21 protein-coding genes are annotated in these 26,799 nt (G+C 66.1%); 7 read left to right on the forward strand and 14 right to left on the reverse strand.

What is annotated here, in order from left to right:
* Window positions 1-2: 2 nt before the first annotated feature.
* Both FIV02_RS02315 and yccS read right to left on the reverse strand, forming a co-directional pair.
* Window positions 3-1,802: a diguanylate cyclase gene (locus tag FIV02_RS02315; RefSeq protein ID WP_152487676.1), complete on the reverse strand. Its 1,800-nt coding sequence runs from the start codon at window positions 1,800-1,802 to the stop codon at window positions 3-5.
* Window positions 1,803-1,860: 58 nt separating this feature from the next.
* Window positions 1,861-4,044: a YccS family putative transporter gene (gene yccS, locus FIV02_RS02320; RefSeq protein WP_152487677.1), complete on the reverse strand. Its 2,184-nt coding sequence runs from the start codon at window positions 4,042-4,044 to the stop codon at window positions 1,861-1,863.
* Window positions 4,045-4,163: 119 nt separating this feature from the next.
* On the opposite strand from yccS, the gene FIV02_RS02325 reads away from it, so the two are divergent.
* The 5 genes from FIV02_RS02325 to FIV02_RS02345 all read left to right on the forward strand — a co-directional run bounded on the left by FIV02_RS02325 (window position 4,164) and on the right by FIV02_RS02345 (window position 8,457).
* On the forward strand, window positions 4,164-4,760 hold the full coding sequence (locus FIV02_RS02325; RefSeq protein ID WP_256663053.1) for a TetR/AcrR family transcriptional regulator: 597 nt from the start codon (window positions 4,164-4,166) through the stop codon (window positions 4,758-4,760).
* A gap of 63 nt (window positions 4,761-4,823) precedes the next feature.
* Window positions 4,824-5,525 (forward strand): glutathione S-transferase family protein, encoded by a 702-nt coding sequence (locus FIV02_RS02330; protein WP_152487678.1) that lies wholly within the window; start codon window positions 4,824-4,826, stop codon window positions 5,523-5,525.
* Window positions 5,522-6,205, forward strand: a complete 684-nt coding sequence (locus FIV02_RS02335; RefSeq protein ID WP_152487679.1) for a glutathione S-transferase N-terminal domain-containing protein — start codon at window positions 5,522-5,524, stop codon at window positions 6,203-6,205. Before FIV02_RS02330 ends, FIV02_RS02335 begins: the two co-directional genes overlap by 4 nt.
* 266 nt (window positions 6,206-6,471) lie before the next feature.
* Window positions 6,472-7,593, forward strand: coding sequence for an alanine dehydrogenase (ald, locus tag FIV02_RS02340; protein ID WP_037050030.1), 1,122 nt, complete (start codon window positions 6,472-6,474; stop codon window positions 7,591-7,593).
* Window positions 7,594-7,698: 105 nt separating this feature from the next.
* The gene (locus FIV02_RS02345; protein ID WP_256663054.1) at window positions 7,699-8,457 is read left to right on the forward strand and encodes an ABC transporter substrate-binding protein; all 759 of its coding nucleotides are present in this window, start codon (window positions 7,699-7,701) and stop codon (window positions 8,455-8,457) included.
* A 7-nt stretch (window positions 8,458-8,464) separates the two neighbouring features.
* Here the strand turns inward: FIV02_RS02345 and FIV02_RS02350 are convergent, their stop codons facing one another.
* Both FIV02_RS02350 and FIV02_RS02355 read right to left on the reverse strand, forming a co-directional pair.
* Window positions 8,465-10,282 carry an SLC13 family permease gene (locus FIV02_RS02350; RefSeq protein ID WP_037050024.1) on the reverse strand — a complete coding sequence of 606 codons (1,818 nt, stop codon included), beginning with the start codon at window positions 10,280-10,282 and terminating at the stop codon, window positions 8,465-8,467.
* A gap of 86 nt (window positions 10,283-10,368) precedes the next feature.
* Window positions 10,369-11,553 carry an NAD(P)/FAD-dependent oxidoreductase gene (locus tag FIV02_RS02355; protein WP_047593002.1) on the reverse strand — a complete coding sequence of 395 codons (1,185 nt, stop codon included), beginning with the start codon at window positions 11,551-11,553 and terminating at the stop codon, window positions 10,369-10,371.
* A gap of 192 nt (window positions 11,554-11,745) precedes the next feature.
* Between FIV02_RS02355 and FIV02_RS02360 the strand changes: the two genes are divergently transcribed.
* Window positions 11,746-12,477 carry an ABC transporter substrate-binding protein gene (locus FIV02_RS02360; RefSeq protein WP_150607705.1) on the forward strand — a complete coding sequence of 244 codons (732 nt, stop codon included), beginning with the start codon at window positions 11,746-11,748 and terminating at the stop codon, window positions 12,475-12,477.
* Here FIV02_RS02360 and FIV02_RS02365 read toward each other — a convergent pair whose 3' ends face one another.
* From FIV02_RS02365 to mdtD, 3 genes are all read right to left on the reverse strand, one after another.
* Window positions 12,478-13,713, reverse strand: a complete 1,236-nt coding sequence (locus tag FIV02_RS02365) for a diguanylate cyclase domain-containing protein (protein ID WP_152487681.1) — start codon at window positions 13,711-13,713, stop codon at window positions 12,478-12,480. It abuts the gene before it with no gap.
* A 42-nt stretch (window positions 13,714-13,755) separates the two neighbouring features.
* Complete coding sequence (dbpA, locus tag FIV02_RS02370; RefSeq protein WP_152487682.1) at window positions 13,756-15,132, reverse strand: ATP-dependent RNA helicase DbpA; 1,377 nt, start codon at window positions 15,130-15,132, stop codon at window positions 13,756-13,758.
* Window positions 15,133-15,213: 81 nt separating this feature from the next.
* Entirely contained in the window at window positions 15,214-16,635 is a 1,422-nt protein-coding gene (gene mdtD, locus FIV02_RS02375; RefSeq protein ID WP_047592990.1) for a multidrug transporter subunit MdtD, read from the reverse strand.
* 129 nt (window positions 16,636-16,764) lie between these two features.
* Between mdtD and torT the strand changes: the two genes are divergently transcribed.
* The gene (torT, locus tag FIV02_RS02380) at window positions 16,765-17,784 is read left to right on the forward strand and encodes a TMAO reductase system periplasmic protein TorT (protein ID WP_152487683.1); all 1,020 of its coding nucleotides are present in this window, start codon (window positions 16,765-16,767) and stop codon (window positions 17,782-17,784) included.
* Here the strand turns inward: torT and betA are convergent.
* From betA to FIV02_RS02415, 7 genes are all read right to left on the reverse strand, one after another.
* Window positions 17,773-19,479, reverse strand: a complete 1,707-nt coding sequence (gene betA / locus FIV02_RS02385) for a choline dehydrogenase (protein ID WP_152487684.1) — start codon at window positions 19,477-19,479, stop codon at window positions 17,773-17,775. The genes torT and betA overlap by 12 nt on opposite strands.
* A gap of 120 nt (window positions 19,480-19,599) precedes the next feature.
* Entirely contained in the window at window positions 19,600-21,072 is a 1,473-nt protein-coding gene (gene betB, locus FIV02_RS02390) for a betaine-aldehyde dehydrogenase (RefSeq protein WP_152487685.1), read from the reverse strand.
* 156 nt (window positions 21,073-21,228) lie between these two features.
* On the reverse strand, window positions 21,229-21,819 hold the full coding sequence (betI, locus tag FIV02_RS02395; protein WP_152487686.1) for a transcriptional regulator BetI: 591 nt from the start codon (window positions 21,817-21,819) through the stop codon (window positions 21,229-21,231).
* Window positions 21,820-21,957: 138 nt separating this feature from the next.
* Window positions 21,958-22,809, reverse strand: coding sequence for a glycine betaine ABC transporter substrate-binding protein (locus FIV02_RS02400; protein WP_037049999.1), 852 nt, complete (start codon window positions 22,807-22,809; stop codon window positions 21,958-21,960).
* A 207-nt stretch (window positions 22,810-23,016) separates the two neighbouring features.
* Window positions 23,017-23,961, reverse strand: a complete 945-nt coding sequence (locus FIV02_RS02405) for a choline ABC transporter substrate-binding protein (RefSeq protein WP_152487687.1) — start codon at window positions 23,959-23,961, stop codon at window positions 23,017-23,019.
* A gap of 28 nt (window positions 23,962-23,989) precedes the next feature.
* Window positions 23,990-24,874, reverse strand: coding sequence for a proline/glycine betaine ABC transporter permease (locus tag FIV02_RS02410; protein ID WP_047592976.1), 885 nt, complete (start codon window positions 24,872-24,874; stop codon window positions 23,990-23,992).
* On the reverse strand, window positions 24,867-26,072 hold the full coding sequence (locus tag FIV02_RS02415) for a glycine betaine/L-proline ABC transporter ATP-binding protein (protein ID WP_152487688.1): 1,206 nt from the start codon (window positions 26,070-26,072) through the stop codon (window positions 24,867-24,869). The genes FIV02_RS02410 and FIV02_RS02415 overlap by 8 nt, the downstream gene beginning before the upstream one ends.
* Between the last annotated feature and the right edge of the window lie 727 nt (window positions 26,073-26,799).

Genomic DNA, 26,799 nt, shown 5'->3' on the forward strand with positions numbered 1-26,799 from the left:
CGTCAGGGCTGCGCCAGGCAGACGCGGTTGCGGCCCTGGGCCTTGGCCTGGTACATGGCGCTGTCGGCCTGGCGGATCAGGTCGGTGGCATCCTCGTGACCCTGAGTCAGGGCTACACCGATGCTGGCACCGACCCGTACGGCCCGACCCTCCAGGTACATGGGTGTGTCGAGCCCCTCCAGCAAACGCCTGGCGAGGTCCTGCGCCGCGTCGGCCGATTGCACGTTCTCGCAGACCACCACGAACTCGTCGCCGCCGAGCCGGGCGGGCAGGTCGACGTCGCGGACGTACTGGCGCATGCGCCGTGCGACTTCGGCCAGCACCTGGTCGCCGAAGGCATGGCCGTGCTGGTCGTTGATCGGTTTGAAACCATCCAGGTCGATCAGCATCACCGCCAGCAGCTCGTTGCGCCTGCTGCTGCGCGCCAGGGCCTGCTCCAGATACTGTTGCAGGGCAGTGCGATTGGCCAGGCCGGTCAGTGGGTCCTGCATGGCCAGCTCGCTGAGGCGCAGATTGGCATGCTCGAGCGCCTGGGTGCGTTCGGTCACGCGCTTGGCCAGCACCTGCTCGTTGAGTTGCAAGGCCGCTTCGCGTTGCCGTTTCAGTTCGTTGAAGCGTGCGGCCAGGGCGAAGGACAGCAGGATCATCTCCAGCCCTGAGCCGATCTGCATGGAGTAGAGGGTGAGGAAGTTCGATGGGATCAGCGCGAAATTGCGCAGCGCCAGCAGCACCGCGCCGCTCAGCAGCATCAGCCAGGCCAGGGCGAACAGACGGGCACCGGGTACCCGGTAGCCGACGCAGACGAAGCTGGTGAGCAGCAGTGTCAGAGTGGCGCTCAGGCCGGTCAGTGACATGAGCTGCAGGGCCCGTTGCACGGGGAGCACGATGGTCGCCAGCACGGCAGCGGCGATGGCGGCGCACAGCACCAGCAGCCCCTTGTCCCAGCGCGGCAGCCACTGGCGGGTGTCAAGGAAACTGCGGGCGAATACCACCGAGAGCAGTGCCGCCAGCGTCAGGCTGACCGGCAGCATGCGATTGCTCCAGGGGGCAGCCTGCGACCACAGGTACTGGGCGCCGAGGCCGTTCAGCGAGAGCACGCTGAGGGCGAAGGCGAACATGAACGACACGTAGCTGAGAAAGGGACGCTCGCGCAGTGCCAGGAACAGCAGCAGGTTGTACAAGCCCAGGGCGATCAGCACGCCGAAGTAGATGGCATGCACCAGGTAACCAATCTGGCTGTGCTGTTCGAAGTCGCGCAGCGACATCAGGGTGCCGCTGAGGGTCATGCTGCCGCGTGAGTCGACACGCAGGTACAGCGTACGGCGCTCTCCCGGTTGCAGGACGATGTCGAACACGGGGTTGCGGTGGCCGACACTGCGCTGCGCATAGGGCACGGTGTCTCCGCTGCGTGACTGCCGGATGCCGTCGGCACCGACATCGTACAGGCGCACTTCGTCCAGCGAGGCGTAGCTGAGCTCCAGGCGCCAGGTGCGCGTGTGCTTCGCCTCCGACAGCAGCGGCAGGCGCAACCAGATCACGCCGGGTATATAGCCGAAGCTCAGGTCGCGTCGGGTCAGCGAGGTGTGGAATGGCGCATTGTTGCGCATGACGTCGGCCAGGCTCGATGTGCCCTGCGGATCGGCCAGGAAGTCGACCTGGCCGTACAGGTCCTGCGTCGGCGTGTTCTCGGCGAGGCGCATCTCGGCGTGCACTGCCGGGCCGGCCAGCAGCAGGCAGAGCACCATGAGCAGGCCCGGCAGCGAGACCGAAAAGTCAGCGGTGGGGCGTCGATTGGCTGGCATGGGCTGGGCCTGGAGAACCGGCATGCCACGAATAGTGGCAGAAAGCCTCCCTCGACAGCTAGTGCCTCGGGGTTCGGGCGTCCTTGTGCAGGTGCGCGCCCAGGGTCCGCAACGGTGCCAGCTGGCGGCAGATCAGCGCCAACTGCGTCTGCACCAGGCGCTGGCGCTCGTCGGCGTCATCGGCGATCTGCTCCAGGTTCTGCGCCAGGGTCTGCTCCTCGTCACTGTGGATCGCCAGTGGCCGCTCGCCGCGCAGGCCGGCAGCGATGTCGTCCAGGCTGCCGGCGAGTTTCTCGGCCTGTTCCAGCAACTGGGCCTGGGTCGCCTGGGGCAGTTGCTCGCCGCGGTGTGCGCCGAGTCCCGAGAGGTAGCTGAGCAGGGTGTGCGAGAGCACCAGGAAGCGGAAGCCCAGGTCGGCGTCCTTGCGGAAGTGCCCCGGCTCCATGAGCATGTTGCCGAGGGTCGTGGACAGTGCGGCGTCGGCATTGTGCGCGTTGCGCCGCGCCAGGCGATAACCGAGGTCGTCGCGCTTGCCCTGGGCGTACTGGGCGATGATCTGCCGCAGATAGGCGCTGTTGCAGCTCAGGGTGTTGGCCAGCATGTTGCCCAGGCGCCGACCCTGCCAGTCGGGGAGGATCAGGAACACCGCCAGACCGGCGAGCAGGCCACCGAGCAGGGTATCGATCAGGCGTGGCATGAACAGGCCGTGGCCGTCGCCGATCTGGTTGAAGCAGAACAGCACCAGCAAGGTGATCGCCGCCGTGGCCAGCGTATAGCGTGTGCTGCGGGTGGCGAAGAACGCCACCCCGGCGACCACCGCGAACAGCACCTGGATGCGCGGATCGGGGAATAGGTCGAACAGCGCCCAGCCGATGCCGAGGCCGAGCAGCGTGCCGGCGATGCGCTGCACCAGCTTGAGACGGGTGGCGCCGTAGTTCGGTTGGCAGACGAACAGCGTGGTCAACAGGATCCAGTAGCCCTGCGTCGGGTGGATCAGGTGCAGCAGGCCATAGCCTGCGGCCAGGGCGATGGACAGGCGCAGGGCATGGCGGAACAGCAGCGAGGTGGGGGTGAGCTGCTGGCTGATGCGCTCCCCGACTTCACGCAGCGAATGTGGCTCGCGGTCCAGCAGGCTGCTGTCCTGCTCGTCGGCCAGGGCATCGGGGTTGCTGGCGTTGCCGAGCAACTGGTCGAGGGTGGCCAGGTTGCCGGCCAGCGCCCCCAGTGAGCGCAGCAGGTGGCGCCAGGCCGGGTTGCTCTGCAGGTGCAGGTGATCGAGCGAGGCGTGCAGGTCTTCCAGGGCCTGGCTGCACAGTTCGCGGTATTCGAACGGCTGGCGCAGTTCGATGGCGCCGGCCAGGCGTTGGCAGGCTTCGCCATGCAAACGCAACAGGCGTTGGCAGCGGAACAGCACGTCGCTGTGGAAGAAGGCCTCGGCCAGTTCGTTGTAGGGGTAGTGCGACGAGCTGGCGCGCTCGTGAATGTCCTGGGCGAGGAAGTACAGCTTCAGGTAGCGATTGACCTTGGGGCCGGGGCGGCCATTGCCGACCCGATGCAGAATGATCTCCTTGGCGGCGTTGAGTGCCGACACCACCCGGCCGTTCTGTTGCGCCAGGGCCAGGCGTCGCTGCTCGACATCGAGCTGGCGCAGCGGCTCGAACAGCGCCGCCTTGAGCTTGAGGTACTTGCCCAACTCGCGAAACAGGCGGGCCAGGCTGTGCTGGACCGGTTGATGGGCGAACAATCCCTGCCAGATCACCGACAGCACGCCATACCAGGCCGCGCCGGCCACCAGCAGCAAGGGTTCCAGCCACAGGCCGGCGACGCCGCCGCGCTGCTCCACGCCGATCATGCTGTATACCGCGAGAATCAGTGTGCCGGAGCCGAGGGTGGCGAAGCGCTCGCCAAGGGCGCCCAGCATGGTCAGGCAGAATGCCGACAGGGCCAGGGCAGCGACGAACAGCCAGGGATAAGGGAACAGCCACTCGACGGCATAGGCCGCCGCGCTGAAACAGACCAGCGTCACCAGCACCGTGCCCAGGCGCCCCTGCCAGCTGTCATCGGTCTCGGTCAGGGCGCTGGCGATGATGCCGAGAAACAGCGGGATCAGCGCATGCGTCCAGCCCTGCCAGCCACACAGTGCCAGTGCGCCGGCGAGGGCGATGAACACCCGCAGGCTGGCGCTGAACTTGTCCAGCGCCCAGAGGCGGCGCAGTGATTGGCGAAGGCGTGGACGGGGCATGGCGGACCTGATCGCAGAAGATGCGAGCAGCCTACCGGAACTCGGCGGTCACTGGATATCAGCGACTTCGCGCAGCGCTGGGATTGATTTATGGACTGATCGGTTCTAAAGTTCGCGGCATGACGACACGTGGACGCCCCAAGAGCTTCTGCCCGGACCGGGCGCTGGAGAATGCCATGCAGCTGTTCTGGCAGCGCGGCTATGAAGCCGCATCGCTACAGGACCTGCAGGCAGCCACCGGCCTGTCCAAGAGCAGCCTGTACCAGACCTACCCGAGCAAGCAGGCCTGGTTCGTCGCCGCGTTCAGCCTGTACGTGGCGCAGCGTCGCGCCCTGATGCTCGAGCAACTGGCTGCCAGCGCCTCGCCGCTGGGCTTCATTCGCGAGCGTCTGCTCAGCGTGCTCGAGGACGATGGGCCCGATGGTGTGCCGCGTGGTTGCATGCTGGTCAACGTGGCCAACGAGTTTTCGCTGTCGGAGCCGGCCCTGGTGCCGGTCCTGCAGCAGGCCACGGCCGGTATCTGCCAGGTTTTCGAACAGGCGCTGGAACGCGCCGTCGCTTGCGGCGAGCTGAGCGGCTGCGACGATCGGGTGGCGCTGGCCGGCTATCTGCAATGCGTGATGAGCGGGCTGCGCACCCAGGTCAAGTCGGGGCTGCCCGCCGCATCGATTCGAACCACCGTGGCGGTGGTGATGGCGAGCTTGAATAGCGTATGAAGACGCCTGTGCGGGGCTTCGTTCGCTTAATTTTGGACTGATTGGTTCTTAAAGGAAGGCGATATGCGGGAATTGTTCGAACTGTGCGGTGCCGACCGCGAGCTGCTGTTCTCACCCTACTGCTGGCGAGTGCGTCTGGCGCTGGCCCACAAGGGGCTGGATTGCCAGAGCCGGCCGATTCACTTCACCGACAAGGAGGCCATCGCCTTCTCCGGGCAGAAGCTGGTGCCGGTGCTGACCGATGGCGACGAAGCGATCAACGACAGCCTGGCCATTTTCGCCTACCTCGACCGACGCTACCCGGCGCAGCCCTTGCTGGGCGACGCGCAGGCGAGCCAACGGGCACGCCTGGTCGAGAAGTTGAGCTTCCATGCGGTGCGCATGCCGTTGCTGAAGATGCTGGTGCCACGCGTCTGGCAGGTGATCGACCCGGTCGACCGTGACTATTTCCGCAGCACCCGGGAGAAGGCGCTGGGCATGAGCCTGGAGGCGTTCGCCGACCCGGAAGGCGGCGAGCGGCTGTTTCGCGAGGCCATCGCCCCGCTGGAGAGCTGGTTGAGCGAGCAGCCGTACCTGGATGGCCAGGAGGCGGGCGGTTGCGACTACCTGCTGGCCGGGTTGATGTTCTGGGCCTGGTGCCTGGGCGTGCAGCCCTGGGCCGATGATTCGGCCTTCGGCGCCTGGTTCTCGCGCATTCTGCAGGCTTACGAAAGCACTCACGGCCCGGTCAGGCGGGCCCCGACCCAAGTGGAGGAAAGCCAATGATCGACCTTTACTACTGGACCACCCCGAACGGTCACAAGGTCAGCATCCTGCTCGAGGAAGCCGGGCTGGAGTACAGCGTGCGCCCGGTGCATATCGGCAAGGGCGAGCAGTTCGCCCCCGAGTTCCTCAAGATCGCACCGAACAACCGCATTCCGGCCATCGTCGATCATGCCCCGGACGACGGCGGCGAGCCCATCGCCCTGTTCGAGTCCGGGGCGATCCTCGAATACCTGGCGGACAAGAGTGGCCAGTTCCTGCCGTGCGAGACGCGTGCCCGCTTCGAGGTCCTGCAGTGGCTGTACTGGCAGATGGGCGGTGTCGGACCGATGGCGGGGCAGAACCACCATTTCGTGCGTTACGCGCCGGAGCCGATTCCCTATGCCATCGAGCGCTACGTGAAAGAGACCGCGCGACTGTACGGCGTGCTGGATCGCCAGCTGGCCGGGCGCGACTACGTGGCGGGCGACTACTCCATCGCCGACATGGCCATCTATCCCTGGGCCAAGCTGTGGGAGATGCAGCGGCAGCGGCTGGAGGACTTCCCCAACATGGCCGCCTGGCTCGAGCGCATCGGCGCACGCCCGGCCGTGCAACGGGCCTATGCGCTGGTGGAGAAGGTCAACGAAGACCCCCAGGCACTGCTGACCGCCGAAGCGCGCAAGCTGCTGTTCGGGCAGTGACGGGAGCCGTACCGGCGAACCCGAGTGCCGGGCTTGTGGCCTGGCATTCGTCCGGCACGCGCTATCTGGCCGGCTGGAGTTCCTCCTTCGGACCCGTCAGCGGCTACCGCTGCGTGGCGCCTGATTGCTCTCGGTCTGGCGCCTCGCTTTCCGCATGGCTTCCCCCATCAATACGCCGGAGCCGAAATTTCTCATGGATTTTCCTGTGAGCTGCCGCACGTTTTCCTAGACTTGAGGTTGTTGGCCCGCAATGGTTGGAGACGGTCATGCGAATCGGCGTACCCAAGGAAATCAAGAACCACGAATATCGCGTCGGCCTTACGCCGCAATCGGTTGCCGAGCTGACGGCCCTGGGGCATGAGGTATGGGTCGAGACCCAGGCCGGTGCGGCCATCGGCTTCGCCGACGAGGATTACCGTGAGGCGGGCGCCCAGATCGCCAGCCATTCGAGCGAGGTGTTCCAGCAGGGGCAGTTGATCGTCAAGGTCAAGGAGCCCCTGGCGGTGGAACGCGCCAAGCTGCGGCCGCAGCACACGCTGTTCACCTACCTGCACCTGGCCCCTGATCGTCCGCAGACTGAAGAGCTGATGGCCGGCGGCGCTACCTGTATCGCTTACGAGACGGTCACCGATGCACAGGGGCGCTTGCCGTTGCTGGCACCGATGTCGGAGGTGGCCGGGCGCATGTCGATCCAGGCCGGCGCCGGCTGCCTGGAGAAGGCGCGCGGCGGTCGTGGCGTGCTGCTTGGTGGCGTGCCGGGCGTGGCGCCTGGCAAGGTGGTGATTCTTGGCGGTGGCGTGGTCGGCAGCCATGCGCTGGCGATGGCGGTAGGGCTGGGGGCGGATGTCACCGTGCTGGACCGCAGCGTGGACGCCCTGCGCCGCCTCGACAGCCAGTACGGCAACCGTATCACCACGCTCTACTCGACCCGCGCGGCGGTGCGCGAGCAGGTGCTTGCCGCCGATCTGGTGATCGGTGGTGTGCTGATTCCCGGTGCGGCGGCGCCCAAGCTGGTCACCGCCGAGATGGTCAAGCGGATGAAGGCCGGGGCTGTGCTGGTGGACGTGGCCATCGACCAGGGTGGCTGCGCCGAGACCTCGCATGCCACCACGCATGCCGAGCCCACCTACGTGGTCGACGATGTCGTGCATTACTGCGTGGCCAACATGCCGGGGGCGGTCGCGCGCACCTCGACCCTGGCGCTGAACAACGCCACCTTGCCCTTCGTCGTGGCGCTGGCGCAGAAGGGCACGCGCAGGGCGCTGGAGGACGATGCGCATCTGCTTGCCGGTCTCAACGTCGCGCGCGGCGTGATCACCTGCGGCAGCGTCGCCGAGGCGCACGGGTTGAAATTCCATTCACCGGCCAGCCTGCTCGAGCAGCTCTAGCCGCAGGGGATGTCGTCCTGTGTCGCGCCGTTCGCCAGCGTTGGCGGCAGGCGGCGGGTGCACTGACTAAGCTGAATGAGGTATCTCGCGCTTGAGGATACGGCCGTGTTCGCTCGCTATGTGCATGTGTTGTTGGCGTTGCTCGTTGGCTTCGGTTTCCAGGGCGTTGCGCAGGCCGAACGCTTGCGGCTGTATACCGAAGAGTACCCGCCGATCAACTTCAGCCGGGACGATGGCAAGCCGACCGGTCTGGCCACCGAGGTGGTGCTCGAGATCATGCGGCGCACCGGCGACACGGCGCCCATCGAGGTCGTGCCCTGGGCACGGGGTTACCAGCAGGCGCAGGTCAGGCCGAATACCGGGTTGTTCGTCACGATGCGCATCCCCGAGCGCGAGAAGCTGTTTCACTGGGTCGGGCCGCTGACGCGCAACACCACGTCCTTCTATGCCCTGCGCAGGAGCGGGCTGCAGCTGGATGACTTCGAACAGGCTCGCCAGGTGGGCAAGATCGCGGTACCGCGTGACTGGTACAGCCATCAGCACCTGCTGGCGCATGGCTTCACCAACCTGTATCCGGTGGCGGGCCCGGACCAGGTGATACGCATGCTCAAGCGTGGCCGGGTCAAGCTGATGGCGCTGGATGACCTCAGCCTCAATGCCCTGCTCGACGGTGGCGGGCTGGCCGTGGGGGAGGTGGAGCAGCTGCTGGTGTTCCTGCACAGTGATTCCTACATCGCCTTTTCGCAGGACACCGACCCGCGATTGCTGGCGCGCTGGCAAGAGGCGCTCGATGCGATGAAGGCCGATGGCAGCTTCGCCGCCATCTACCACAAATGGCTGCCCGGCCTGCCGCTGCCGCCCTGAAGACCCTTTACAGCGGCCAGACCCACAGCAGCATCGGTACGCTCAGCGCGACCACGAGAATCTCCAGTGGCAGGCCCAGGCGCCAGTAATCGCCGAAGCGAAAGCCGCCGGGGCTGAGGATCAGTGTGTTGTTCTGGTGACCGATGGGGGTCAGGAACGAGCACGAGGCACCGATGGCCACGGCCATCAGCAGCGCATCCGGGCTGACGCCGAGCTGGCTCGCGGCGCTCAGGGCGATCGGGCACATAACGGCGGCGGTAGCGGCGTTGTTCATGAAGTCCGACAGGGTCATGGTCACCACCAGCAGCAGGGTGACGATGATGATCGGATTGCCCTGGGCCAGGTGCTCCATCAGCAGGCGGGCCAGCAGGTCGGCCGCGCCGCTCGATGACATCGCCCCGGCCACCGGGATCAGGGCGCCGAGCAGGACGATCACCGGCCAGTCGATGGCCTCATAGACGGCGCGCAGGGGCACCAGGCGCAGCAGCATGTAGGCCAGTACGCCGGTGGCGAAGGCTATCGCCGCAGAGAGCAGGCCGAAGGCCGCCGCGGCAATGGCCAGGAGCATGATGCCGAGGGCCAGGTTGGCCTGGCGCGGGTCGGGGATGTTGATGGCGCGCGCCGCCAGGGGCACGCAGCCGTAGTCGTTGGCGAACTCGCCGATGTCCTCGGCGCTGCCCTGCATCAGCAGCACGTCACCGTTCTGGATGAGGGTCGAACGCAGGCGCTTGATCGAACGATGGCTCTGGCGTGAGATGGCCAGCAGGTTGATGGCGTAGCGGCTGCGCAGGCGCGTGCTGCTGGCGGATCGTCCGATCAGCGACGAGTCCGGCTTGACCAGCAGTTCCAGCAGGGTGCGTTCGTCGCCGTTGCTGTCCTTCTTTTCCGCGTCCTTGTCGTTGTCCTGCTCCTCGCGTTGCTCCGCCTCCTCGGCCTCGCGTGCGGCCTCCAGCAGCAGGTCCAGCTGGCTGAGCACTTCACCCAGTTCCTCCGGGTCGGCCTCGATCACCAGCACGTCGTCGGCCTGCAGCACCCGGCGCGGGTTGGGCGCGCTCAGGCGCAGCTTGTTGCGCACCATGGCGACCACCTGGGCGTCGGCTTCGTCGAGCAACTGCTCGATCTCGCGCAGGGTCTTGCCCTGGGCCACGCCACCTTCCTTGACCCGGGCCTCGGTCAGGTAGTGGCCGGTATCGAAGCTGGCGGCATTGCCGACCTCGCGTCTGGGGACCAGGCGCCAGCCGAGCAGGGTGATGAACAGCACGCCGGCCAGCGCCACGGCGACACCGACCGGGCTGAAGTCGAACATGGCGAAGGGGCCGTCGCCGTGCTGTGCGCGAAAGCTGGAGACGATCAGGTTCGGTGGCGTGCCGATCAGCGTGGTCATGCCGCCGAGGATGGTGCCGAAGGCCAGCGGCATGAGGATGCGCCCTGGCGGCATTTCCAGACGCGAGGCGATCTGCAGGGCGATGGGCATCAGCAGGGCGAGGGCGCCGACGTTGTTCATGAACGCCGACAGCAGGGCGCCCAGGCCGGTCAGGGCGGCGATCGACAGCAGTACGCCGGAGCCACTGGGAATCAGGCGCAGGGCCAGGCGGTTGACCGCGCCGGTGCGTTGCAGGCCGTAGCTGAGTACCAGCACGCAGGCCACGGTGATCACCGCCGGGTGGCCGAAGCCGGTGAAGGCCTCGCGCTCGGGCACCAGGCCGACGATGACACAGGCCAGCAGGGCGCCGAGGGCGACCACGTCGTGCCGCCAGCGGCCCCAGATGAACAGCCCCATGCTGGCGACGAGAATGGCGAAGATCTGGCCTTGTTCGAGGGTCATGGGGCGGGACTGTCCTTGTGGCGCGCACGGGCGCATGTGCTGTATGTAGCAGAGTGCGCGCTGCCCCGGCAGTTCCCGGCCTTCTGCTAGACGAACTGGGCGGCGGCGTAGCCCGAGGCCCAGGCCCACTGGAAGTTGAAGCCGCCGAGATGCCCGGTGACGTCCAGCACCTCGCCGATGAAGTACAGCCCGGGGACCTTGAGCGACTCCAGGGTCTTCGAGGACACCTCGTGGGTGTCGATCCCGCCCAGGGTGACCTCGGCGGTGCGATAGCCCTCGGTGCCGGCCGGTACCAGTTGCCAGTCGGACAGGCGCTCGGCGATCGCCGTCAGTTCCGCCGGGGTGTACTGCTTCAGCGGCTTGTTGACGAACCAGCTGTCGACCAGCAGCGTCGCCATCTTGCGGGTGAACAGCTCGGCCAGCAGGGTCTTCAGCTCGCTGTTGCCCCGCTCGCGCTGCTGCGTGGCCAGCCACTCGGGCAGGTCGATGTGCGGCAGCAGGTCGATATGCAGGGTGTCGCCGGGTTGCCAGTAGGACGATATCTGCAGGATCGCCGGGCCGGAGAGGCCACGGTGCGTGAAGAGGATGTTCTCGACGAAGCTCTGGCCGTTGCAACTGACCCGGCAGTCCTCCACCGAGGTGCCGGACAATTCCGTGCACAGCGCCTTGAGCTGCGGTTCGGTGACCGTGAAGGGCACCAGGCCGGCGCGGGTCGGCAGCAGCGTATGGCCGAACTGCCTGGCCACCTGGTAGCCGAAGCCGGTGGCGCCCAGGGTCGGGATGGACAGGCCACCGGTGGCGATCACCAGCGACTGGCAGGCCACCTCGCCCAGGTCGGTGTGCAGGAGGAAGCCCTGTGCGGCCTTGTCGATGCTCTGCACGGCCGTGTTCAGGCGAATCTCGGCGCCTGACTCGGCGCATTCGGCCAGCAGCAGCTCGAGGATGTCGCTGGACTTGTGGTCGCAGAACAGCTGGCCGAGCTTCTTCTCGTGGTAGGGCACAGCATGCTTGGCCACCAGGCCGATGAAGTCCCACTGGGTGAAGCGCGCCAGCGCCGATTTGCAGAAGTGCGGGTTGCCGGAGAGGAAGTTGGCCGGCTCGCAGTACAGGTTGGTGAAGTTGCAGCGACCGCCTCCTGACATGAGAATCTTCTTGCCGGCCTTGTTGGCATGGTCCAGCACCAGCACCTTGCGCCCGCGGGCCGCTGCAGTGGCTGCGCACATCAGGCCGGCGGCACCCGCGCCGATGATCAGTACCTCGGTTTGCAACACGAAAGATTCCCCTGGCTGGCGCAGGATCGGCTGCGCGAAAACCCGCGAAGTTTACCCGAAGCGGTCGAGGCCGGCATGGCGGCGAAGTGTGCAGATCCCAGGGCATTTGTGGTTGTGTCAGGGGCGAGACAGTGACGCTGGCCATCAGGGCTGCTATCACTACAGGGGCCCACCCCGGATGGACCGCCGTCGATGCCCCTGTTGCGCGCCTGGCTGTTGCTGCTGATGTCGTTGCCTGCGTTGGCGGCGGCCGAATCGTTGCGGCTGGTGGCCGACCCCTGGCCACCGTTCACCGATCAGCGGCTACCCGGCAACGGCCTGGCCAGTGACCTGGTGGAGCAGGCCCTCGAGCGTGCCGGATACCGCACCCACTATGCCGAGGTGCCCTGGGAACGGGCCGTGCTGGGGCTCAAACGGGGTGATTACGATGTGCTGATCAATGCCTGGTACAGCGTGGAACGCACGCGGTTCGGTCATTTCTCGCAGCCGTACCTGATCAATCGCATCCGCTTCCTGCAGCGCAAGGGCGGCGATATCCGCTTTCAGCGCCTGGCCGATCTCTATCCGCACAGCATTGCGGTGGTCAGGGGCTACGCCTATTCCAAGGCATTCGACAACGACCCGGACCTGCACAAGGTCGGCGTCAGCAGCTTCGAGATTGCCGCGCGCATGCTCAACGCCGGGCGGGTGGAGCTGGCGCTCGAGGATGAACTGGTGGCGCGGCATCAGCTAGGGCGCAGCCTGAGCATGCTGCGTGATGGCCTGGAGTTCCTGCCGCAGCCGCTGAGCGAGAACGGCCTGCACATTCTGGTGCGTCTGAGTCATCCCGAGCACAAGGCGATCGTCGAGCGCTTCGATGCGGCGATTCAGGCCATGCGCGACGATGGCAGCTATGCCGCGACGTTTCGCCGCCACGGCTTCTGATCAGGCCAGAACGGTGCGGGCGCGGCCCTGCTGCTTGGCCCGGTACAGGCGGATATCGGCCTCGTGCAGCAGGCTCTCCAGGTCCTCCGGCTCACCGTGATACAGCCCGGCGCTGAACGACAGCGGCGGCGCACCGACGGCGTAGTGCAGGCCGGCGCAGTGCTGGCGCAGCTTCTCCAGTGCCTGGTCCACGTGATCGGCGCCGTGCAGCGTGAGCAGGGCGAATTCCTCGCCGCCGAGGCGCCCCAGGAGCATGTCCGGGAAAAAACTGCTCAGGGCGCGGGCGAAGACCACCAGCGCGCTGTCGCCGCTGGCGTGGCCGAAGCCGTCGTTGATCTGCTTGAAATGATCGAGGTCGAGCATCGCCACGCTGATGTGGCGGCTGTCGCGCTGGGCCTGCTGCAGAATCTGCATGCCCTGTTCGTAGAACGCGCGGCGGTTTCTCAGCCCGGTCAGGGCATCGTATTCGGCGGCTTTCTTCAGGGCGCGCAGCAGGTCGCGGCGTTCCAGGGTCGACATCACCCGGCAGTTCAGTTCCTCGGGGCAGAACGGCTTGCGCAGGAAATCGTCGGCCCCGTGCTTGATGAACTGGGCGCTGAGCGAACCCTTGGGGTCGGCGGAGACACCGATGATGATCAGGTCGTTGAGCCGCAGCTTCTGCCGCAGCAGCTTGACCAGCTCGAAGCCGCTGACGCCGGGCATGGAGTGATCGAGCACCAGCAGGTCGAGGTCCGGATGCTCGTTGAGCTGACGCAGGGTCTCCTTGCCGTCGCGGGCCTCGATGATCTGGTAATGGTGCGGCTCGAGAATATGGCGGATGTAGTGGCGCTGGGCGTCAGAGTCGTCGGCGATGAGGATCTTGATGTGACTGTTGTGATCGAGCCGGTGCAACAGGCGGAAGGCGTATTCGTAGGAGTGCTGGCTTTCCTTGAGCACGTAGTCGACCACGCCCTTCATCAGCAGCTCGTCGCGGCGCTGCTCGTTGTAGCTGCCACTGAGCACGATGCAGGGCAGGTGATAGCGCATCACCAGGTCGACGCTCTCGCCATTGGGCGCGTCCGGCAGGTGCAGGTCGACGATGGCGGCGAAGAACAGGTCGGAGGAGGTGTCCAGCATCACTTCGGCTTCGGCCAGCGAGGCACAGAAGATCGGCTCCAGATCCGGTTCCTGGCGGAACAGATGCTCGAGGATCTTCAGTACCAGCGGGCTGTCTTCGATGACCAGAATATTGCGCATGGGTGACTCCGGCCCCAGGCCATTTAATGCTTTATATCAGCCTTACACTAGACGCACACGCAAAGATCGGCCCTTGATCTTGCCCTCTGCAAGGCGACTCAGGGCCTTGCGGGCGACGTCGCGCTGAACGGCGACATAGGCCTGGTGATCGAACAGGGCGATCTTGCCGACCTGGTCGCCACCGATGCCCGCGTCCCCGGTCAGCGCGCCGAGAATGTCGCCGGGGCGCAGCTTGTCCTTGCGCCCGGCGCCGATGCACAGCGTGTGCATCGGCGGCAGCAGCGGCTCACCGCTGGCTTTCGCGGCGGGCAGCGGGTACCAGGCCAGTTCCTTGCCTTGCAGGGCTTCGATGGCCTGGGCGCGGCCGGCTTCGGCCGGCGCCACCAGGCTCAGCGCCAGGCCTTTCTCACCGGCCCGTCCGCTGCGGCCGATGCGGTGGATGTGTACCTCGGCATCCCGGCTCAGCTCGACGTTGATCACCATCTCCAGGCCGGCGATGTCCAGGCCGCGCGCCGCGACGTCGGTGGCCACCAGCACGCTGAGGCTGCGGTTGGCGAACAGGGCGAGGATCTGGTCGCGTTCGCGCTGCTCTAGGTCGCCGTGCAGGGCCGCGGCGGAAATCTTCTCCGCCTCCAGTTGCCTGGCCAGCTCGTCGCATTGCTGGCGCGTGGCGCAGAAGGCCACGACCGGCTGCTTGCGCAAATGCCGCAGCAAGGTGCTGACCGCCTCCATGCGCTGGCCCGGGGCGATCTCGTAGAAGCGTTGTTCGATCTGCCCGTCGTCGTGCAGTGCCTCGACCTCGACCCGCTCCGGGTTGCGCAGGAAGCGTGCGGCGAGCTGTTCGATGCCGGCCGGATAGGTGGCGGAGAACAGCAGTGTCTGGCGCCGGGCCGGGGTCTGCTCGATGATCTCGCTGATGCTGTCGACGAAGCCCATGTCGAGCATGCGGTCGGCCTCGTCGAGCACCAGGGTGTTGAGACCGTCGACCTTCAGCGTGCCCTTGCGCAGGTGTTCCTGCACGCGTCCCGGGGTGCCGACGATGACGTGCGCGCCGTGCTCCAGCGAGCCGATCTGCGGGCCGAAGGGTACGCCACCGCAGAGGGTGAGGACCTTGATGTTGTCGGCGGCTCGCGCCAGGCGGCGCAGTTCCTTGGCCACCTGATCGGCCAGCTCGCGGGTCGGGCACAGCACCAGGGCCTGGCAGCCGAAGTAGCGCGGGTTGAGCGGATGCAGCAGGCCGATGCCGAAGGCCGCGGTCTTGCCGCTGCCGGTCTTGGCCTGGGCGATCAGGTCACGGCCCTTGAGCATCAGCGGCAGGCTGGCGGCCTGGATGGGCGTCATCTCGGCATAGCCGATGGCGGCGAGATTGGCCTGCATGGCGGCGGAAAGGGGAAGGCTGGCGAAGGCGGTGGCGGTCACGGCAAGGGCTCGGGGCTGGTGAAACAGGGCCGCAGTGTAGCAGGCCGGGTCCGGCGCTTCTGTAACTATGCCGGCAGTTCTTCAGTCGTCCGTCGGCAGCTGCACGGTCCGCCCGCCGCGTCCCTCCCGGGGATCCAGCTGGAGGAAGATCGCGGCGGCCAGCATCGACAGCAGGCCCACGCACAGGTAGGTGGCCTGGAACGCCTGGAGCACCTGACCGTCACCTGCGAATTCCTGGCTGAAGCCACTGAGCAGGGCGGCTGCGGAGGCGACGCCGAGGCCCATCGCCAGTTGCACCACCACCGACAGCAGGCTGTTGCCGCTGCTGGCGTCGCGGTTGTCCAGGTCGATCAGGGTCACGGTGTTCATCGCGGTGAACTGCAGCGAGTTACAGGCTCCGATCAGGCTCAGCTGGACGATCAGTTGCAGGGTCGAGGTCCCGGCATCCACCAGCGCCAGGCTGGCGATCAGGGCGCCGAGCAGCAGGGTGTTGCTGGTGAGGATGTTGCGGTAGCCGATGCGTTCGATCAGCGGCTTGGCCAGGGGTTTCACCGCCATGGCGGCCAGGGCCAGGGGAATCAGGCTCATGCCGGCCTGAGCCGGGGAATAGCCCATCGCCAGTTGCAGCAGCAGCGGCGTGAGAAAGGGCAGCGCGCCGCTGCCCAGGCGGGCGAAGAGGTTGCCGATGATGCCCACGGCGAAGCTGCGGGTGTGGAACAGCGAGGGGGCGAACAGGGGTTGTTCGATACGCCCGGCGCGTAGCCAGTAGGCGGCGAGGCAGGCCATGCCGCCGAGCAGCAGCAGGACCACGCGCAGGGTCGGCAGGTGCAGTTCGCCGAGGCCTTCCAGGGCCACGGTGATCAGCAGCATGGCGGCGCCGAACAGCAGGAAGCCCGCCGTGTCGAAGCGGCTGCGTTCCGGGCCGCGTAGGTCAGGCATGTGCCGCAGCGCGGCCCAGCAACCGAGCAGCCCGACCGGCAGGTTGATCAGGAAGATCCAGTGCCAGCTGGCCACTTCCACCAGCCAGCCGCCGAGCGTGGGACCGATCAGCGGTCCGAGTAGGCCGGGCAGGGTGATGAAGCTCATGATGCGCACCAGCTCCGAGCGCGGGTAGGCGCGCAGCACCACCAGGCGCCCCACCGGCATCATCAGGGCACCGCCGAGGCCCTGGATGACACGCGCCGCGATCAGCATGCCCAGCGAGGTGGACAGGGCGCACAACAGCGAACCCAGGCTGAACAGGGCGATGGCGCCGAAGAAGATGCGCCGTGTGCCGAAACGGTCGGCCATCCAGCCCGAGGCCGGGATCAGCAGCGCCACGGTGAGCATGTAGGCGATCACCACCGACTGCATGCGCAGCGGGTCCTCGGCCAGGTCGCGGGCCATGGCCGGGAGGGCGGTATTGAGGATGGTGCCGTCCAGCGTCTGCATGAAGAAGGCGATGGCGACTATCCATGGCAGCAGGCGGGCGGTACTCGGATCGAGCGGGGTGGGGCTGGTCATGCTGTTCTCGTGATCTGCGCGCTTCACTCTAGGCTGCCGCCAGCGCTCAGGCAAACCCGAACGTGGGGCGGAGAGGGTGCTACGCTGGTTCTGGTGGCATATCGCCCGTTACGGGCTAAGGATGGCTTGATGCGTTGGATATCCCTGTGGCTTTCCCTCGCGTGCCAATCGCTCCTGGCAGCGGAATGGTTTCCCTACCCGGTCCAGGCCGATGGCCGCATGCTGGACTACCGGCCGTTGCCGGCGGCAGCCCAGCCATGGCGAATCTGCGCGCTGTTGCCGCACGGCAAGGACCGCTACTGGTGGGGCGTCGCCTGGGGGCTGGATCAGGAGGCACAGCGCCTGGGTGTGCGTCTCGGCATCTACGAAGCCGGCGGCTACGAGCATGGCGACGTGCAGCTCGAACAGTTCGACCGCTGTGTGGCCGAGGGTGCCGATGCCTTCGTCGTCGCCAGCATCAACACCTATGACCTGTGCAGTGCCGCGAAAGTGCAGTTGCAGGCCGGAAGGCCGGTCATCGATCTGATCAATCGCCTGGACTGCACGGGGCTCAGTGCCCACTCGCGGGTCGATTTCGCCGACATGACACGCGCCACGCTGGACTACCTGGTGCACGTCAGTGGCGGCCGGCCGATCCGGGTCGGCTGGTTGCCAGGTCCGGCCGATGCCGGCTGGGTGCAGGATGCCGAGCGCGGGCTACGCGAGGCGCTGGCTGGCAAGGCCATCACCCTGGCCCACGGCGGCTACGGACCGGTGGATCGCAGCCGTCAGGCCAAGCTGGTTCGTGAGCTGCTCAAGCAGCATCCGCAACTCGACTACCTGATCGGCAATGCCGAAGCGGCTGCGTTCGCCGCGCAGCTGGTGCGCAACACCGGTTCCGGGGCGCAGGTGCTGTCCTTCTATGCCACCGAGCGGGTGCTGGAGCAGATTCGCGAGGGCCAGGTGCTGGCCGCGCCGACCGATTCGCCGGTGATCCAGGCGCGCGTCGCGCTGGACCTGGCGGTGCGTGGCCTGCACGGCGAGAAGCTGCCGCAGCTGGTCAGTCCGCAGATCGAGATGCTCGATGCCGCGTCGCTCAGGCATTTCGACCTCGGCCGGCTGATGCCGCCCGAGGGGCACTGGATGATCCGCCAGGAACTACCCGACTAGGCGGTCGTTGGCGTTGCGCAGCGGCGCCTCGCGTACCGGACGCTCGCCCGCCACGAAGTAGGGCGCGGTGCTGCGCGGCAGGGGCTGGCGCCCGCGAATCCGGTCGGCGATCTTCTCGGCGATCATGATGGTGGTGGCGTTGAGGTTGCCGGTGATGATCTCCGGCATGATCGACGCATCCACCACGCGCAGGCCCTGCAGGCCATGCACGCGACCCTGGCCGTCGACCACCGCCATGTCGTCCTCGCCCATCTTGCACGAGCAGGACGGGTGGAAGGCGGTTTCCGCATGCTCGCGAATGAAGGCATCGAGCTGCGCGTCGCTCTGCACGTCGGCGCCCGGGCTGAGCTCGCGGCCGCGGTAGGGGTCGAGCGCCGGTTGCGCCATGATCTCGCGGGTCAGGCGGATGCCGTCGCGGAATTCCTGCCAGTCCTGTTCGCTGCTCATGTAGTTGAAGAGGATGCTCGGGTGCTGGCGCGGGTCCTTGGACTTGAGCTGGACGCGGCCACGGCTCGGTGAGCGCATGGAGCCGACGTGGGCCTGGAAGCCATGTTCGTTCACCGCGTTGCTGCCGTTGTAGTTGATCGCCACCGGCAGGAAATGGAACTGGATGTTGGGCCAGGCGAACTCCGGGCGGGTGCGGATGAAGCCGCCAGCCTCGAACTGGTTGCTGGCACCGATACCCTTGCCGGCGAACAGCCATTGCGCACCGATCGCCGGCTGGTTGTGCAGCTTCAGCGCGGGGTACAGCGACACCGGCTTGGTGCAGGCGTACTGCAGGTACATCTCCAGATGGTCCTGCAGGTTCTGCCCGACACCCGGCAGATCGTGGACCAGGGCGATGTCCAGTTCGCCGAGCAGCGCCGCAGGGCCGACGCCGGAGCGTTGCAGGATCTGCGGCGAGGCGATGGCGCCAGCGCACAGCAGCACCTCGCGGCGGGCGTGGGCGGTGTGGGCGTCGTTGGAGTTGCCGAGCAGGTAGCTGACGCCGCTGGCGCGCTTGCCGTCGAAGAGGATGCGGTCGCTGGTGGCATGGGTGACGATGGTCAGGTTCGGACGCTCGCGGGCCTGGTCCAGATAGCCACGTGCGGTGCTGGCGCGACGACCTTGCGGGGTCACGGTCCGGTCCATCGGGCCGAAGCCTTCCTGCTGGTAGCCGTTGAGGTCGGAGGTGCGCGGGTAGCCGGCCTGCACGCCGGCCTCGACCATGACGTGGAACAGCGGGTTGTTGCCCGCCTTGGGCGTGGTCACACTGACCGGGCCGTCGCCGCCGTGGTAGTCGTCGGGCCCGATGTCGCGGGTTTCCGCCTTGCGGAAGTAGGGCAGGCAATCGAGGTAGGTCCAGTCTTCCAGGCCCTTGGCTTTGGCCCAGTTGTCGAAATCCAGGGCGTTGCCGCGGATGTAGCACATGCCGTTGATCAGCGACGAGCCGCCGAGGCCCTTGCCGCGCCCGCACTCCATGCGCCGGTTGTTCATGTGCGGCTCGGGGTCTGTCTCGTAGGCCCAGTTGTAGCGGCGTCCCTGCAGCGGGTAGGCCAGGGCGGCGGGCATCTGGGTACGGAAATCGAGGCGGTAGTCCGGGCCGCCGGCCTCGAGCAGCAGGACGCTGACGTCCGCGTCTTCGCTCAGGCGGGTGGCCAGGACGTTACCGGCCGAACCGGCACCGATGATGATGTAGTCGAATTCCTGAGGCATGGCTCCTCCTGTTGCCCGGCGGTTATCCGGGAGAACGCGGGTGACGGTCCCCGGATCAGGGCCGGGGCTAGGGGGCGGCAATTCGGGCAGGTGCGGATCGCTCCTGCCCTGGCGCGGTGGTCAGAACACCGAGGCGTAGTCGCCCAGCTCCACCTGCACCGACTTGATGCGCGTGTAGTGGCCGAGCGTGACCAGGCCGTTCTCGCGGCCCACGCCGGACTGCTTGTAGCCACCGACGGGCATCTCGGCCGGCGACTCGCCCCAGGTGTTGATCCAGCAGATGCCGGCTTCCAGCTTGTGGATGACCCGGTGTGCGCGGTTCAGGTCGCGGGTCACCACGCCGGCGGCGAGGCCGTAGTCGGTATCGTTGGCGCGGCGGATCACTTCTTCTTCGTCGTCGTAGACGAGGATGCTCATCACCGGGCCGAAGATTTCCTCGCGCACGATGGTCATGTCGTCCCGGCAGTCGGTGAACACGGTGGGGGCCACGTAGGCGCCGCTGGCGTAGTCACCGTCGGTCACGCGCGAGCCGCCGATCAGCAGGCGCGCGCCTTCGCTGCGGCCCTTGTCGATGTAGCCGAGCACGCTTTCCATGTGCGCGAAGCTCACCAGCGGGCCGAAGTTGGTGGCGTCGGCCAGCGGATCGCCGAGGCGGATGCGCTTGACCCGCTCCAGCACCTTGGCTTCGAAGCGCGCCTGCAGCATGCGCGGCACGAACACGCGGGTGCCGTTGGTGCACACCTGGCCGGAGCTGTAGAAGTTGGCCATCACCGCGATGTCGGCGGCGCGATCCAGGTCGGCGTCCTCGAAGACGATCAGCGGCGACTTGCCGCCCAGTTCCATGGTCACTTCCTTGAGGCTGGAACTGGAGGCGCTGGCCATGACCTTCTTGCCGGTGACGGTGCCACCGGTGAAGGAGACCTTCTCGATGCCCGGATGCTCGGTCAGCCATTGGCCGACTTCACGGCCGCTGCCGGTGAGCACGTTGAACACGCCGGCTGGCAGACCGGCTTCGCTGTAGATCTCGGCCAGCTTCAGGGCGGTCAGCGAGGTGACCTCGCTGGGCTTGAAGATCATCGCGTTGCCGGCGGCCAGGGCCGGGGCGGATTTCCACAGGGCGATCTGGATCGGGTAGTTCCAGGCGCCGATGCCGGCGACCACGCCCAGTGGCTCGCGGCGGGTGTAGGCGAAGGAGGTGTCGCGCAGCGGAATCTGCTCGCCCTCGATGGCCGGAATCAGGCCGGCGTAGTACTCCAGCACGTCGGCGCCGGTGACGATGTCGACGTAGCGGGTCTCGGAGAGCGGCTTACCGGTATCGAGGGTTTCCAGCTCGGCCAGCTCGTCGTTGCGCTTGCGCAGGATGTCCACCGCCTTGCGCAGTACGCGCGAGCGCTGCATGGCGGTCATCGCCGCCCACACCTTCTGGCCCTCGGCTGCGCAAGCCACGGCCCGGTCGACATCCGCCTGACTGGCACGTTGCACCTTGGCCAGCACCTCGCCGGTGGCCGGGTTGATGCTGTCGAAGGTTTCTCCGCTGCTGGCGGCGACGTACTGGCCACCGATGTAGAGCTGCTGTTCGGCGAAACGGGGCATGGGCTGTCCTCTGGATTCGGTCATCTGCTTGAGAACAGCCTATTTTATTTAAATTGAACGATCAATCAATAAAAGCGACAGCACGCAGCCAATCACGACATGGCGATTGATCACGGAGTCAGCCAGGCCGGGTTGGTGCGGTGGGTTACACCGGGCTTACGGCGCCTTGCTCAGCTGCAGGTCGAGGTAGTCGTAGGCGATGCGGCGCGCCTGCCCGGTGTCGAAGGCTTCGCCGGACAGGGCGCCGCGCAGCCACAGGCCGTCGATCAGCGAGGCCAGGCCGCGAGCGGCGAGGCGTGCCTGATCCTGCGGCAGGGCGCGATGGAACTGGCCGCAGAGGTTGGAGTAGAGGCGATGGTCGTTGACCCGCTGCAGGCGCCGCAGCGCCGGGTGGTGCATGCTGCTGGCCCAGAATGCCAGCCAGGTCTTCATGGCGGGGCCGCTGACCTGACTGTCGTCGAAGTTGCCGTCGATCATCGCGCGCAGATGGGCGCGGGGGGCGTCGTCGCCGAGTGCCAGGCGGCGTTCGGCCACGGCGTCGCGCAGCGCCTGCATGAGGTGGCGCATGGTCGCCTCGAGCAGGCCGTTCTTGTCCTTGAAGTAGTGGCTGATGATGCCGTTGGAGACCCCGGCCAGGCGTGCGATATAGGCGATGCTGGCGTCGGCCATGCCGACCTGGTCCACGGCTTCCAGGGTGGCGGCGATCAGTTGAGAACGGCGAATGGGCTGCATGCCGACCTTGGGCATCGGTCTCTCCGTGCGGGCGGGGGAGCCGAAGTCTAGGCGGATTTTGATCGGGCGATCAATTAAACCTGCGCTCGAACGAGCGTCAGAAACGACGAAGCGGGCCAGGGGCCCGCTGCATCTGCTCGATGAAACCGAGCCTTACTTCAGCCAGCTGTCGACGCGCTCCGGGTGGGCGGCGATCCAGTCCTTGGCGGCCTGCTCCGGCTTGGCGCCTTCGCGGATGGCAAGCATCACGGCGCCCACTTCCTCGCCGCTCCAGGACAGCTTGGAGAGGAACGCGGCGGCGTCGGCGGCCTTGCCCTTCAGTTCCGGGTTGGCCACGGTGTCGACGCGCTCGTCATCGCCGTAGACCTTCTTCGGGTCTTCGAGGAAGCGCAGTTTCCACTTGGCGAACATCCAGTGCGGGATCCAGCCGGTGACCACGATCGGCTTCTGTGCCTTCTCGGCGCGGGTCAGGGCGGTGGCCATGGCCGGGCCGGAGCTCGGCATCAGCTTGATACTGGCCAGGTTGTATTCCTTGATGGCGTCTTCGGTACGGCGCATCACGCCGGCACCGGCGTCGATGCCGGTGATCTTGCCGTCGAAGTCCTTGGCGTATTTCTCCAGGTCCTCGATGCTCTTGGCCTGCACGTACTCAGGCACGATCAGGCCGATCTTGGCGCCGGAGTAGTTGGTGCCGAGGATCTCGACCTTGTCCTTGAGCTTCTCGTAGTATTCGCCGTGAGTCGCCGGCAGCCAGGCGGAGAGGGTGGCGTCGAGGTCGCCACGGGCAACGCCCTGCCACATGATGGCCGGCTCGACCGGCTTCAGTTCGACCTTGTAGCCGAGTTTGCTCTGCAGGATCTCGCCGGCGACATGGGTGACGGCGACGCTGTCGTCCCAGCCGTTGACGTAACCGATCTTGAGAGTGGGTTTCTCGGCAGCGAGGGCGCTGCCCATGCCGATGGCCAGGGCGGCGGCGCCGAGGCAGAGATGCTTGAATACGCGCATGTTCTTGTGCTCCGTCAGTTGAGTGGCAGTTGCAATATCGTTGACTGGCTCGTTCTCATTGCGGGCCTTGCGAATCCGTGTTGCGCAGCAGATTGCCGGTTCGCGGGCAGATTCTCCCCGCCACGACCAGAGGCCGACACGTGGGTGCGGGAGGGGAGATTCCAGGCCCGGACCTGAGGTCGCGGGCCTGAATCGGGTCGTGGCCTGTTACAGCCCGACGTGTTTCTTCACGGCAGCTACACCGTCCTGGCCGTCGAAGGTGGTGACGCCGCTCAGCCACTGGTCGAGGATCGCCGGGTTGGCCTTGATCCACTCCTTGGCGACGTTCTGCGGGTTCTCCTTCTCCAGCACCTTCTCCATCAGCTGGCTTTCCATTTCCACGGTGAACTGCAGGTTGCCCAGCAGCTTGCCGACGTTCCCGCAGCGAGCCTCGTAGTCCGGCGGGACCACGGTGTAGACCTTGGCTGCGCCGTAGTCGGGGCCGAACACGTCGTCACCGCCGGACAGGTAGGTGATGTCGTACTGGGTGTTCATCGGGTGCGGCGCCCAGCCGAGGAAGACCACCGGCTCCTTCTTCTTGATGGCGCGCGATACCTGCACCAGCATGCCAGCTTCGCTGGACTCGACCATGCGGAAGCCGCCGAGGTCGAACTGGTTGTTCTTGATCATGCCGTCGATCAGCAGGTTGCCGTCGTTACCCGGCTCGATGCCGTAGATCTTGCCGCCCAGCTGGTCCTTGAACTTGGCGATGTCCTGGAAGCTCTTGAGGCCAGCCTCGGCTGCATAGGTCGGCACCGCGAGGGTGTACTTGGCCCCTTCGAGGTTGGCCTTCTCCAGCACCTTGACGCCGTTGTCCTTGAGGAACGGCTCGATCACCGAGTCCATCGAGGGGGCCCAGTAGCCGAGGAATACATCGACCTGGCCGCTTTTCACGCCGGTGAAGGCGATGGGCACCGATGCCATGATCTTGCGCGGCTGATAGCCCAGGCCTTCGACCAGGGTCATGGCCACGCCGGTGGTCGCGGCGATGTCGGCCCAGCCGATCTCGGCGAAACGCACCTGCTTGCAGCTGGCCGGCTCGGCTGCCATTGCACCCTGCATCAGTGCGCACGACAGCAGGCCGATGGCGGCGGTGGTCTTGATCGTTTTCATCTGCGGTTCCCTGTGAAGTGAAACGGAATTAGGTGGACTGACGCTGCAGCTTGCCGCTGAACCAGGCGACGATGCCGCGCTTGTTCGTTTGCGGGGTGCCGAAGCTTTCGGTAATGCGGTCGAGGATGATCGCCAGCAACACCACGGCCATGCCGCTTTCGAAGCCTAGCCCGATATCCAGGCGCTGGATGCTGGCCAGTACGTCGTTGCCCAGGCCGCCGGCACCGACCATCGAGGCGATGATCACCATCGACAGGGCCATCATGATGGTCTGGTTGACGCCCGCCATGATCGACGGCATGGCATTGGGCAGCTGGACCTTGAACAGCAGCTGGCGGCTGGTGCAGCCGAAGGACTGACCGGCTTCGACGATTTCCTTGTTCACCTGGCGGATACCCAGGCTGGTCAGGCGCACCGCCGGCGGCATGGCGAAGATCACCGTGGCGATGATGCCCGGCACGCGACCCAGGCCGAAGAGCATGGCCGCCGGGATCAGGTAGACGAACGCCGGCATGGTTTGCATGAAGTCGAGGATCGGCCGGATGATGGTCGCCACGCGCTCGCTCTTGGCGGCCCAGATGCCCAGCGGGATGCCCAGCAGCAGGCTGATCAGCGTCGAGGAGAAGGTCAGGCCAAGGGTCACGACGGTCTGTTCCCAGAAGCCGGTCATGACGATGAGGATGAAGGCCACCGCGGTGAACACGGCGAAGCGGGCACCGATGCGCCACAGGCCGAGGGCGACGAAGATGGCGATCAGCAGCCAGGCCGGCGGCAGCATCAGCAGGTTTTCGATGGCTTCGGAGAAGCCGCTGACGACCTGGCCGATGCTGTCGAAGGCACCGCTGTAGTTGTCCAGCAGGTGCTGGACGACGTCGTTGACCCAGCTACCCAGGTCGAGCTTCTTGTCATTCATTCGCTTCACCCTGCAGTCGGGTCAGCAGGCGGCCCTTGCTGATGGCGCCACAGTAGTGGCCTTCGGCGTCGACCACCGGGATCGGCCCCTCGTTGTCCACGAGACGGGTGATGACGTCTTCCAGCGGCATGTCTTCCGGAACGGGGACGACCTGCTTGAGCGCCTCGCTTTCCAGCGGCTTGGGCTCGTCGCCATCGACCATCAGGGCGATCTTCTCCAGGCTGATGGAGCCCTGGAAATTGTTCTGCTCGTCGACGATGAAGGCGTAGTGCTTGTCCAGCGCCTGCAGTTCCTTGCAGATCTTCGCCGCATCCGGCGCCTTGCCGTTGTAGACGTAGGTCGGCACGCTGTCGGCCTTGAGCTGGCCGGCGGTGAGGTAGCGGCTGGTGTCGACGGTGTCGAAGAAGTTGCGCACGTACTCGTTGGCCGGCTTCTCGATCAGCTCCTGCGGGGTGCCGACCTGGATCAGCTTGCCGCCCTCCATGATGCCGATGCGGGTACCGATGCGCATGGCTTCTTCGATGTCGTGGGAGACGAAGATGATGGTGCGGCGATGGGTCTTCTGCAGCTCCAGCAGCACGTCCTGCATTTCGCGGCGCTTGAGCGGGTCGAGGGCGGAGAAGGCCTCGTCCATGATGATCATCGACGGGTTCACCGTCAGCGCGCGGGCCAGGCCGACGCGCTGCTGCATGCCGCCGGAGAGTTCATGCGGGTACTTGTGGGCGAAGGTGTCCAGGCCGACCTGGGTGAGCACTTCCATGGCACGCTTCTCGCGCTCCTTGCGGCCGACGCCGGCAACTTCGAGGCCGAACGCGGCGTTGTCCAGCACGCTGCGCGAAGGCATCAGGGCGAAGGACTGGAAGACCATGCTCATGTCGCGACGACGCAGGTCGATCAGTTGCGACTGCGGCAGCTTGGCGACGTTCTGGCCATCGATGTAGACATCGCCGGCGCTGGGTTCGACTAGGCGGTTGATGAGGCGGATCAGGGTGGACTTGCCAGAGCCTGAGAGGCCCATGAGAACGAAGATTTCGCCTTCTTCGACACTGAACGAGACATCACTGACGCCGATCACGGCGCCTTTCTCGGCCAGGATCTTCTCCTTGCTCCAGCCTTCCTTGAGCAAGTCGATGGCTTCTTGTGGGTTGGAGCCGAAAACCTTGTACAGGTGTTCGACCACGATCTTTCCAGACTGCATGGGACGTTTCCCCTTCAATCGATATTCAGGTCACGCTGGCACGGCCGGGCACGCGTCGTCGAAGCGTAGGTCAGCTGTGTCAGGTCTCTGATACCTGTGTGGGTGTTTGCTGAAGTGTCGAGGCTGGTGGGCGTTTCGCTGCTGGCCGGGTTGGTGACACTCGGGCACACCGCAGCGCACGCGGCTGTTGGCAGGAACTGCCCGCTGCGTCGTTGCGACCTGTTGATGAGTGACCACTGTCTTGCCGTGCTGCAAACCGCTTTCCAAACCCTCTGGCAGTGTTTCGAAGCCCATTCCCTTGGGATTTCATGCGCCATCCTGGCGCATGCGTACATCCGAAATTTCTTGTTGGGCTGGCGCCCAATTGCGGGGGGCCAGCGCTTGTTCTGTTCTTCGGTCCGGGGCGGAGGGCCCCGGTCTGCCGCTCTCTCTTGAGATGCGGCAGCGACGTCATCGGCTGACTCAACGATATAGTCTTGGGGTCTGCGCAATTATCGATTTGCGACCCTGACGTGTTGGGCGACGACATACCCCATCACGTGGTGTGCATTCCCGTCGTTCTGACGTTTTCCGGGCTCCCGATTCCACTGCTCGATGCGCTCTCGAATCGTTTCCGGGCAGGTGCCGGGAGACGGTTTCGAGCGCGTGCCTTAAAAACCTTAACAGACTTTTTTACCCCTTGGCCAAGGCTGGAAGCCGCGCCGGGCGTGGTTCTTGCCCTTCCAGG

This window comes from Pseudomonas sp. THAF187a, from assembly GCF_009363395.1.
Classification (GTDB): Bacteria; Pseudomonadota; Gammaproteobacteria; order Pseudomonadales; family Pseudomonadaceae; genus Aquipseudomonas; species Aquipseudomonas khazarica.